The sequence below is a fragment of the Solimonas terrae genome, assembly GCF_011067135.1.
GTDB classification, from domain to species: Bacteria; Pseudomonadota; Gammaproteobacteria; order Nevskiales; family Nevskiaceae; genus Solimonas; species Solimonas terrae.
In genome coordinates this window covers 295,331-305,656 of sequence record NZ_JAAMOW010000008.1, presented here as the reverse complement: position 1 = coordinate 305,656, position 10,326 = coordinate 295,331, and the positions used below count along the sequence as shown (strand labels likewise).

9 protein-coding genes are annotated in these 10,326 nt (G+C 64.8%); all 9 read right to left on the bottom strand.

Features of this window, described 5'->3' with window-relative positions:
* On the bottom strand, window positions 1-887 hold an 887-nt coding region (locus G7Y85_RS16395), incomplete at its 3' end, for a hypothetical protein (RefSeq protein WP_166259657.1).
* Window positions 793-2,316, bottom strand: coding sequence for an SH3 domain-containing protein (locus tag G7Y85_RS16390; protein WP_166259654.1), 1,524 nt, complete (start codon window positions 2,314-2,316; stop codon window positions 793-795). The genes G7Y85_RS16390 and G7Y85_RS16395, both read right to left, overlap by 95 nt.
* Window positions 2,317-2,460: 144 nt before the next feature.
* The gene (gene uvrY, locus G7Y85_RS16385; protein ID WP_166259651.1) at window positions 2,461-3,120 is read right to left on the bottom strand and encodes a UvrY/SirA/GacA family response regulator transcription factor; all 660 of its coding nucleotides are present in this window, start codon (window positions 3,118-3,120) and stop codon (window positions 2,461-2,463) included.
* A gap of 516 nt (window positions 3,121-3,636) precedes the next feature.
* Window positions 3,637-4,944: an isocitrate lyase gene (aceA, locus tag G7Y85_RS16380; protein WP_166259648.1), complete on the bottom strand. Its 1,308-nt coding sequence runs from the start codon at window positions 4,942-4,944 to the stop codon at window positions 3,637-3,639.
* A 224-nt stretch (window positions 4,945-5,168) separates the two neighbouring features.
* On the bottom strand, window positions 5,169-6,530 hold the full coding sequence (locus G7Y85_RS16375; protein ID WP_166259645.1) for an MATE family efflux transporter: 1,362 nt from the start codon (window positions 6,528-6,530) through the stop codon (window positions 5,169-5,171).
* Window positions 6,531-6,558: 28 nt separating this feature from the next.
* On the bottom strand, window positions 6,559-7,638 hold the full coding sequence (locus G7Y85_RS16370) for a CE1 family esterase (protein WP_166259642.1): 1,080 nt from the start codon (window positions 7,636-7,638) through the stop codon (window positions 6,559-6,561).
* Window positions 7,639-7,728: 90 nt separating this feature from the next.
* A complete protein-coding gene (rraA, locus tag G7Y85_RS16365; RefSeq protein WP_166259639.1) occupies window positions 7,729-8,223 on the bottom strand; it encodes a ribonuclease E activity regulator RraA in 495 nt (164 codons plus the stop codon).
* Window positions 8,220-8,732, bottom strand: a complete 513-nt coding sequence (locus G7Y85_RS16360; RefSeq protein ID WP_166259636.1) for a disulfide bond formation protein B — start codon at window positions 8,730-8,732, stop codon at window positions 8,220-8,222. The genes rraA and G7Y85_RS16360 overlap by 4 nt, the downstream gene beginning before the upstream one ends.
* Before the next feature lie 26 nt (window positions 8,733-8,758).
* Window positions 8,759-10,291 (bottom strand): fumarate hydratase, encoded by a 1,533-nt coding sequence (locus tag G7Y85_RS16355; RefSeq protein WP_166259633.1) that lies wholly within the window; start codon window positions 10,289-10,291, stop codon window positions 8,759-8,761.
* Window positions 10,292-10,326 lie beyond the last annotated feature (35 nt).

Sequence of the window (10,326 nt, the reverse complement as noted above, 5' to 3'; positions counted from 1 at the left end):
GGTGCCGTAACGGTGGCCTCGCTCGCAGTGCCTCCCGCGACAACCGGTGCCGCTTCGGTGTTCTTGCTGTCGCCTTCCCACCACTGCTGGACCTTGTCACGGTCGAATGCCGGGAGCATGACCGTGCGGATATCGGCCGTTTTCAGCGACGGGAACATTGCGCGCATCATCGGAATGTCCGTCTGCGATGCATCGCTGACTGCGACATCGAAGGTTCCGTTCGACACGCCGGTGACCGCCTGATCCAGCAGCGGAACCACCGAACCCGCGCGAAATTCGTTGCCTTGCCGGGGCCGCAGAACCGCCGCGATCCTGCCCATGTAGATGACTGACTTCGCCGGCACATCGATGTCCAGGAGCAAGGGCACGCTGAAAAAGCCGTGAAACGGAAAGCGCCCGGTATCGCCGAAGACATCCATCACTTCGTAGCGTCCAGGCTTCAGGGAAAGCCTGAGCAGATACGAATTGTGGCCGGTGGCGGTCGATGTCATGCCGTCGCTGTCGATCTTGAAGTTCTGCCGGTCAGCCTTTTCCTTGGCGCCCGGCGTCTGCAGACGGATCACGTTGGCACGCGGCACGTAGTACGTGCTGTCGAGATGCGAAACGTCGAGGCTGAGCAAGACAATCGACTTCGTGCTGACATCCACGTCGTGTGTCTTCTTGTCGACTGCCATCGTGTTGACCGTTGCGCAGGCGGACAGCAAAACGCACGGCAACAGCACTGAAAAGATCGTTTTCACGATACCCCCGATCAATGAAATGGAAAGCCCGGAGTCCCCACCCCGGGACGAATCAGCGACCGACAGCCGCCGCCGGCACCCAGCCGCTGATGGTGCCGGATTTGATGTAACACCAGCTGCCCGAGGCATTGCGGATGACGCGCGCATCCGCAGTGGCGCCGGCACCGGCCGGCAGCACGGCGACAATGCCGGCCTGCGCCGTCGGCGAAACACGTACCACCGTCCGTTGCTGCAGAACCAGCGAGGGCCCGCCACGCAGGGAGTCGGAGATCGTCAGCTTCGGTGTGACCGGCTTTGGCGCGGCAGCAGCGGGCGCGGCAGCCGGCTGCGCCACATCGGCGCTGGAAGATGCAGCGACCGCCGCCTCGCTCGCACTCGTGACGACCGGTGCGGATGCGGATGCGGGTGCCGCCACTGCAAGCACGGGCGCTGATTCGGACGGAGCTGGCACCGGGCTCACCGCTGACGGCGCAAGCGTGTTCTCCCCGCTCCTCGTGCCGGTGTCCGGTTCTGCAGTTGGCGCAGGCACGGCAGGCACCGCAGCCGTGGCGCCCGACACAGCGCTGTCGGCAACCGTCGCCTCTGCGTTCGATTTGTCCTGGCGCATCGTGTCGTCGACCGGCGGTGCCGGCTCCGCCGCCGCTTCGATGGCTTCCGGTACCGCTGTGGTCTGCGCCGGCTCGGCAGGAGGTGGCGCGCCTGTTGGCTGGTCCGGGCCACTCGTCGCAACGGGCGACGCCTCTGCCGCCGAAGCTGGCGGCGCGGCATCCGACGTCTCAGCGTCGCCGGCCTCATTCGCGGAGGGCTTGGCCTCGACCGCCGCCGTGGTGTCAGCCGCGCTCGACGCTGCACTGTCGGTATCGGCCGGGGCCGGCGCCGGCGTTCTGGCCGCCCACTGTGCAGCCAGCGCCGCCGCCGCAAGGCGATCGCGTTCGGCGGCGGTGGTTTGCGGCGGTGCCGGCTCCGGCTCGCTGTAGCCGGCGACCGGTCGGCTGCCGACCGCAAAGTCCCTGCCCACGGCGCTGGCGATCGCCAGTTCGGCATCCTTGATGCCGCTGGCGGAGTCGTCGAGCTTCTGCATCAACTGATCGACGGAGGCGAAACGGAAGCGAGGATCGGTCGGCAGCCGAACGGCAGCTTTCGCTCCGGCGTCATAGCCACCGTCGAAGGTCTTCGAATAAAGACGCTGGTGACTGCGGGCGTCGAAGAGCTGGACCTCGACGAGCGCCAGCGGCTGCAGTCCGTCGGATGACGCCGACACGTAGGCCGCCCTGACGAAGCGCACCACGAGGATCGCATCCGCATCGGTCCGAACGGCCGACAGATCGACGCTGCCGTCGTCCTTGAGCACCGGGCGCTGATCGGCCAGCGTCGACACCTTGTAATCACTGTCTTCGAGTCGGCGCGTGATCGCTTCACTCAGCAAGGGAGAGAACTCGATCTGCTGATCCGTCAGTGCCTGCGCGTAGCTGCTGGAATGGCTCTCGTTGCTGCGACCGGTATTGAGCGCGAGATCAACCGTCGGTTCGGCAATGTCCAGCAAGGCAACGGTCCGGATCCGGCTCGCCGCGCTCATATCCAGTTCGGTCTGCGGCCCCGCAGCGCATGCCGCCAGACCCGCGACCATCAAGCTGACCAGTGCCGTACGCGCTCCATCCGACTTGCAGAACAACATCCCCACCTCGTCATGTTTTGAACAGCTGAATTTGCACGCACAGCACTAGGGCGCCGACGGCTCGACCTTGTCCTCCAGCAGGCCGTAACGCATCGCCATGCGGGTCAGTTCGACATCGTTCGAGACATTGAGTTTTTCGAACAGGCGGTAACGATACGTGCTGACGGTCTTCGGCGACAGATGCAGGCGGTCGGAAATCTCCTGCGTCGAATACCCCTTCGTGACCATCAGCATGACCTGCGTCTCGCGCTGCGAGAGCTGATCGAACGGCGACGCGCCGCTCGGCCCCTTGACCAGACTGGCCGCGAGGTTGCCGGCGACATCGGCAGCCACGTAGTGGCCGCCGCCGTGCACGCGGCGGATCGCCGCCACGACTTCCTCGGCCGCCGAATCCTTGCTGATGTAGCCGGCGGCGCCGGCCGCCAGCATCCGGCTCGGATACGGCTCTTCCAGATGCATGGAGACGACGATGACCTTGATCGCGGCATTGCGCTGGATCATGCGCCGGGTCGCCTCCAGACCCCCGATGCCCGGCATGTTGATGTCCATCAACACGACGTCCGGCGCCTGATTGCGCACCAGCTCCAGCGATTCCTCGCCACTGCTGGCTTCGGCTATCACTTCCATATCGGCCGTTTCCTGGAGAACGCGCCGCAGACCGGCGCGGACCAGACGGTGATCGTCAACCAGCATGATTCGGATCATTGCGACTCCCGGGAATGGCCAATGATAGTGCTTGTCGTACAAGACATGACAGCTTTGACGCACAAGCAACAGGTTGAACGGCTCTTCCGGAGCGACGGAAAGTGGTGACGGCTTTGGCTGCAGCGCGCTCGCGTGTGGGGCAAAGCAAGCCTGCGCCAGCTCCTCGTCGCACCCGACAACGTGGGCTCCACGCTGGAACCCGGAAACGGAAAGGGCCGCGCATGGCGGCCCTCTTCGAGTTTCAGCACACGGACCCACAACGCGACGATCCTACTTCGTGGAGCCCCTCGACGCTGTTCAGCACGAATGAAAAAGGGCCGCTGATATCAGCGGCCCCTGGCACCCGATCCCGAAGACTCACGACGCCAGGATCCCATGCTACGCATGGGGCCCTCCACGCTGACTTCTGGAACAAAAAAGCGCCGCACATAGCGACCCTTTTCTGGTTTCAACACACCGACTCGCGACGCTAGCACCCCGCGCTAAAGCGCGGGGCCCCGCACGCTGCTCGCAGTGTTAGTGAAACTGCTCTTCTTCGGTCGAGCCGGTCAGCGCCTTGACGCTGGACGAGCCGCCCTGGATCACGGTGGTGACATCGTCGAAGTAGCCGGCGCCGACTTCCTGCTGGTGCGAGACGAAGGTGTAACCCTTCTCGCGCGCCGCGAATTCCGGCTCCTGCACCATTTCCGTGTAGTGCTTCATGCCTTCGCCGCGAGCGTACGAATGGGCGAACTGGAAGGTGTTGTACCAGTTGATGTGAATGCCGGCCAGCGTGATGAACTGGTACTTGTAACCCAGCGCCGACAGATCTTCCTGGAACTTGGCGATCTGCGCGTCGTTGAGGTTCTTCTTCCAGTTGAACGACGGCGAGCAGTTGTAGCTCAGCAGTTTGCCCGGGTTCTTGGCGAGCACGGCCTGCGCGAATTCACGCGCGAAGCCGATGTCCGGCACGCCGGTTTCGCACCAGACGAGGTCGGCGTACGGCGCATAGGCGACGCCGCGCGAGATCGCCTGTTCGAGACCGTTCTTGACGCGGTAGAAACCTTCCTGCGTGCGCTCGCCGGTGAGGAACGGCTTGTCGTTCGCGTCATGATCGGAGGTGATCAGGTTGGCCGCTTCGGCGTCGGTACGCGCGAGCACGATGGTCGGCACGCCCATGACGTCGGAAGCAAAACGCGCGGCGACCAGCTTCTCGCAGGCTTCCTGCGTCGGCACCAGCACCTTGCCGCCCATGTGGCCGCACTTCTTGACTGCAGCGAGCTGGTCTTCGAAGTGCACGCCGGCGGCGCCGGCGGTGATCATGTTCTTCATCAGCTCGAAGGCGTTGAGCACGCCGCCGAAGCCGGCTTCGGCGTCGGCCACGATCGGCAGGAAGTAGTCGACGAACTCCTTGGAGCCCGGCTCGACGCCGCGCGACCACTGGATCTCGTCGGCACGCTTGAAGGTGTTGTTGATCCGGCGAACCATGGTCGGCACGGAGTCGTACGCGTACAGCGACTGGTCCGGGTACATGGTTTCCGAGGTGTTGCCGTCGGCGGCGACCTGCCAGCCCGACAGATAGACGGCTTCGAGGCCGGCCTTGGCCTGCTGCATGGCCTGACCGGCGGTGATCGCGCCGAAGGCATTGACGTAGCCCTTCTTGGCTTCGCCGTTGACGAGCTTCCAGAGCTTTTCGGCGCCGCGCTTGGCGAGCGTGTGCTCGACGTTCAGCGAGCCGCGCAGGCGGACAACGTCGGCGGCGCTGTACGGGCGCTTGACGTTCTTCCAGCGGGGGTTGGTTGCCCAGTCTTTCTCAAGGGCCTTGATCTGCTCTTCGCGCGTCATGTGAATCGATCCTCACGGGTGAAAGGAAACGGGTCCGCCAGCCCGGCAGCGGGCTCTCGACGGAGGTTTCAGTCACAGCGTCGAAAGCGCAGCGGACCTTTGGGGGCCGCGATTATAGCGGCGACTTTTTTGCATTGCAGCACCTGAAATATCAGGTGGTCGCTGTCGCTCCGGCCACTGTGCGGCATGACGCAAGCCGAAGCGACCGGGCGCCCGGGCGCGTTTCAGACCGCAGCCGTTTCCATCGGCCGCAGCCGGCGCCGCATTTCGCGCCTCAGCAGCGGCAGATTGATGGCCAGCTGCAACAGCGACGCGACGACCGACAGTGCCCAAATCCAGTGCGGAGCAAAACCCGGATGCGTGGACAGCAGCAGAGCGAAGACCGTGATGAAGCCGATCCGGACGACGGAACCGGCCAGCGATGGCAGGGTGTTGCCAAGACCGGAAAACACGCCGCCGCAAGCCATCACCGCGACCATCGCCATCAGGTTCCAGGAGATCCAGCGCAGGAATTGCGCGCCGTAGTACTGCACCTGCGAGTCGTTCGAGAACAGGCCGATCAGCATCGTCGGCGCCAGGTGGAAGGCGAGGCAGAAAAAACCGGCTGCCGTCAGATTCAGCTTCACGGCGTGAGCGAACGTGGCGCGGACGCGCGCCGGCCGCCTCGCACCGTAATTCTGGCCGACGATCGCGGCCGACGAAAACGTCACGGCCATCGCCGGCATCATGCCCACCTGCAGGACGCGCATGCCGACACCGAACGCCGCCTGCGGTGCCGAACCGAAGCGCTGCAGCATCGCCATGACGAAACCCATGTAGAACGCCATCAGGCCCATCTCCAGGCCGGACGGCAGGCCGATGCGGACCATGCGCAACCAGATCCTCACCTGTGGTTTCCAGGCGCCGGGCCCGGCCAGCAGAAAACGCGTGCGGCGGACCACATGAATGGCCAGACCGAACACGCCGGCGAGCACCGAAATCAGCGTGGCCAGCGACGCGCCGACAACGCCGAGCGGATGACCGCTGCCCCAGCCGAAGATCAGCACCGGCGCGAGCACGATGTTGACGAGCACCGAAGCGACCTGGGCAATCGACGCGGTGCGCACATCGCCGACTCCGCGCAGTGCGGCGGACAGCACGAACAGCGGAATCTGCAGCGCCATCGCCGGAATGAACGGCAACAGGAAGTCGCGCGTCAGGCGTGCAACCTCGGCGTTGCCGGCCAATGCATCGCTGTAGAGGCCACGAACCCCGTACATCAGCACGAAGAACACCAGCGCCAGCAGGATCGCCAGGCTTTGCGACTGGGTGAACAGGCGTCGCGCCTCGTCGAAATCCTTGCGGCCGGCGGCCTGCGAGATCAATGCCGCGGCGCCGACTGCCAGCGACTGCGACACCGCCATCAACGCCAGCATCAGATTGCTGCCGAGCGCCACGGCGGCAACCGCGTCGCGCCCGAGATGCCCGACCCAGAAAATGTCGATCAGGCTGTAAAGCGTCTGCACGAACATGGTCAGCAGCATGAATGCCGCCATGCGCAACAGGTGCGCGCCGATCGACCCGCTGGTCAGGTCACGTGCTGCCATGTCGAGATTTCAGCGGCTGCGACGCGACTCAGTCGCCGGCCGCCAGGCGCAACAGGTCATAGCCTTGCAGGGTCGCGTCGAAATTCTCGGTCTGGCCGCCGTACAGCACTTCGGTGGTGATCAGGCCGCGGCTCTTGCCTGGCCAGTTGTGACCGCCCCCGTCGACGACGACGAGGAAGTTGCGTCCGCCGGAGCTGCAGCCGCCTTTGGCCGTGTAATCGATGGTGACCTGGAACGAGTCGAGGGTCATCGGCACCGGGATCGTGCTGTCGGCCGCCGAGCAGCCGTCGATCGTCTTGAAAGCCTGGTGAATCTCCGGAATCGGCATCGTCAGCCCGAGCGGCAGGCCGTTGTACGGCGTCGTGATATCGCTGGTGCCGTGCACCATGACGGTACCAACCTGGTGCGCCGACGTGCACGCGGCGCTGAACGAAGAAGGATTGGCGGCGCTTGCGGTCGCCAGAATCGCGCGGACATTCGGATCGCTGCAGCCGTACAGGTAACTGAACTCGGCGCCGTCCGACAGACCGGCCACATACAGCGGCACCGAATCCTGGACGTGATAGCGGCTCCGGGCATCGGCGACCACCGCCTTGACCCATTCGACGTTCGAGGCGATCTGCGCGCTGTCGAGTGCGTTGCCGGTCGGCCAGCGGTTCGCCGTCGGGGCCTGCGGTGCGATCACCAGAACCTTGCGACCCTTGGCCAGTTCCGGCAGGCGCACGATATTGGCGAAGGCGCCCTTGTCGATTCCCAGGTAATGCAGGCCGACATAGACGGCGTCGTAGTTCTGCTCGCCGCCGGTCAGCGCGTAGTAGCTCGAGGTCAGGCCGCTGGCGGTGACGCTGAACTCCTGGACATCGACGCCGTCGCAGGGAATCGGTTGCGGCTGCAGCAGATTCTCGCTGTCGGCAACCGGACAGAGACTGCCGGCGACCGGCGTGCAATCCTCGCCCGCAGCAAGCTTCTCGGGAGAAAACGCAGCCTGGCAATCGGTCTGCCCGACACCCCCACCGTCGCCGCCGCCATTGCCGTCACCATGGCCACCACCGCCGCATGCGGCAAGCATCAACATCACCAGCATTGCCGCATTGCGAATGAACTTCATCGTGAACTCGCCTTCTGTTGTCCCGAACCGGGATCGCCAGTTGTGAAGCAAAACCCGCGCCTTGCCCTGCCGGAACTGCCCGGCACGACCCTATTTCTTGAGATCCTCGTGAATCGGTTCGTCGGCGACGACGATGCCGTCGGCGTCGGCATACAGCCACTGGCCGAGCTTGAAATTGACGCCGGCGAAGCTCACCGGACGGTTGCGATGCCCCTTGTGCAGGCCCTTCTCGGATTTGCGCGGATGCGCGCCCAGCGCCTTGATGCCGATCTCCTGCTCCGCCAGCTCGTCGGTATCGCGGATGAAGCCGTTGACGACGATGCCGGCCCAGCCGTTGTCGACACCCAGCTGGCCGAGATTGCCGCCGACCAGCGCACAGCGCGCCGACCCACCGCCGTCGACCACCAGCACGTGGCCGTTGCCGCGCTCTTCGAGCAGCGCGCGAACCATGCCGTTGTCCTCGAATACCTTGAGCGTGATGACCGGGCCATAGAACGATGCGACGCCGCCGAAGTCGCCGAAAATCGGATCGGCAACCTGGGCTTCGGGATGTGCGTCGGAAAGATCGGTGGTCGCGAAGCTCATGCGTTTCTCCGTTCAAGGGTTTTGGCTGCCAGCGGCAGCGCCAGGGCGTAAACCACGAACCCGACGAACGCGATCAGCGTCCAGCCGGGCAGCGCGATACCGAGCCATTGTGCCGTGATCTTGGCGCAGCTGGCGTCACCGCGCAGCACCGTCATCACGGCCTCGCTGGCGGGCATCATGTCGAGCAGGTAATCGAGCGTCGGGCCGCAGGCCGGGACCTGATCGGCCGGCAGATGCTGCAACCAGACATGGCGTGCCGCCAGACCGATGCCGATGCCGCCGGTGAGCGCCGCAAGCCCCGCATAAAACCAGCGACCGCCGGCCCGCGGACCGTGCAGCGCCGCGGCGAGGAACACCAGACCGGTTGCGGCCATCGCGATGCGCTGGAAGATGCAGAACGGGCACGGCTCGTAGCCGCGCAGATGCTGCAGATAAACGATTGCGAAGGCCAGGCCGAACACGCAGCCAAGAAAGCCGAGCAGACTCAACAAGCGGAAACCCACACGCATCACGCGCTCCTTGCGTCGGTGGCCGATCAGGCGATCGCCACCGGAATATTGCCGATCCTGCCTGCTATCTTCTGCTGCCAGAGTTTCGGTCCGGTTTCATGTACCGACTCGCCGCTGCTGTCGACAGCCACCGTGACCGGCATGTCCTGCACTTCGAACTCGTAGATCGCTTCCATGCCGAGGTCCTCGAAACCCAGCACCTTCGCCGACCGGATCGCCTTGGCGACCAGGTAGGCCGCGCCGCCGACCGCCATCAGATACGCGCTCTTGTGCTTCCTGATCGATTCGATCGCCACCGGGCCGCGCTCGGACTTGCCGATCATCGTGATCAGACCGGTTTGCGCGAGCATGGTTTCCGTGAACTTGTCCATGCGCGTCGCCGTCGTCGGACCGGCCGGGCCGACCACCTCGCCCTTCACCGGATCGACCGGACCGACGTAGTAGATCGCGCGGTTGGTGAAGTCGACCGGCAGCTTCTCGCCCCTGGCGAGCATGTCGGCGATGCGTTTGTGCGCGGCGTCGCGGCCGGTCAGCATCTTGCCGTTCAGCAGCAGCGTCTGGCCGGGCTTCCAGCTGGCAACTTCTTCCTTCGTCAGCGTGTCGAGATTGACGCGCGTCGCGGTCTTGGTGTCCGCCTGCCAGGTGACTTTCGGCCAGTCTTCGAGCTTCGGCGTCGGCAGCACGGCCGGCCCGGAGCCGTCGAGATGAAAATGCACGTGCCGCGTGGCCGCGCAGTTCGGGATCATCGCCACCGGCAGGTTGGCGGCGTGCGTCGGGTAATCGAGCACCTTGACGTCGACCACCGTCGTCAGGCCGCCAAGCCCCTGCGCGCCGATGCCGAGATTGTTGACCTTCTCGTACAGTTCGAGGCGCAGTTCCTCGGCACGATTGGCGGCGCCGCGCGCCTTCAGTTCGTGGATGTCCACCGGCGCCATCAGCGATTCCTTGGCGAGCAGCATCGCCTTCTCCGGCGTACCGCCGATGCCGACGCCGAGAATCCCGGGCGGGCACCAGCCGGCGCCCATGGTCGGAATGGTCTTGAGAATCCAGTCGACGATCGAGTCCGACGGATTGAGCATCGCCATCTTCGACTTGGCTTCCGAACCGCCGCCCTTGGCCGCGCAGATCACTTCGAGGTGATCGCCGGGCACGATCTCGTAATGAATCACCGCCGGCGTATTGTCCCTGGTGTTCGTGCGCTTGCCGGCCGGATCGGCGAGCACCGACGCGCGCAGCTTGTTGTCCGGGTGGTTGTAGGCGCGCTTGACGCCCTCGTTGACCATGTCGGTGACCGACAGCTGCGCGTCCCAGCGCAGGTTCATGCCGACCTTCAGAAACACGGTGGCGATGCCGGTGTCCTGGCAGATCGGGCGATGGCCTTCGGCGCTCATCCGCGAATTGGTCAGGATCTGCGCGATCGCATCCTTCGCCGCCGGATTCTCCTCGCGTTCGTAGGCTTCGCCGAGCGCGGTCACGTAATCGAGCGGATGGTAATAGCTGATGTACTGGAAAGCGTCGGCAATGGACTGGATGAAGTCTTCCTGGCGGATCGTGGTCATGTACGGGCTCGGAATCGGCAGCGGAACGAATTTCG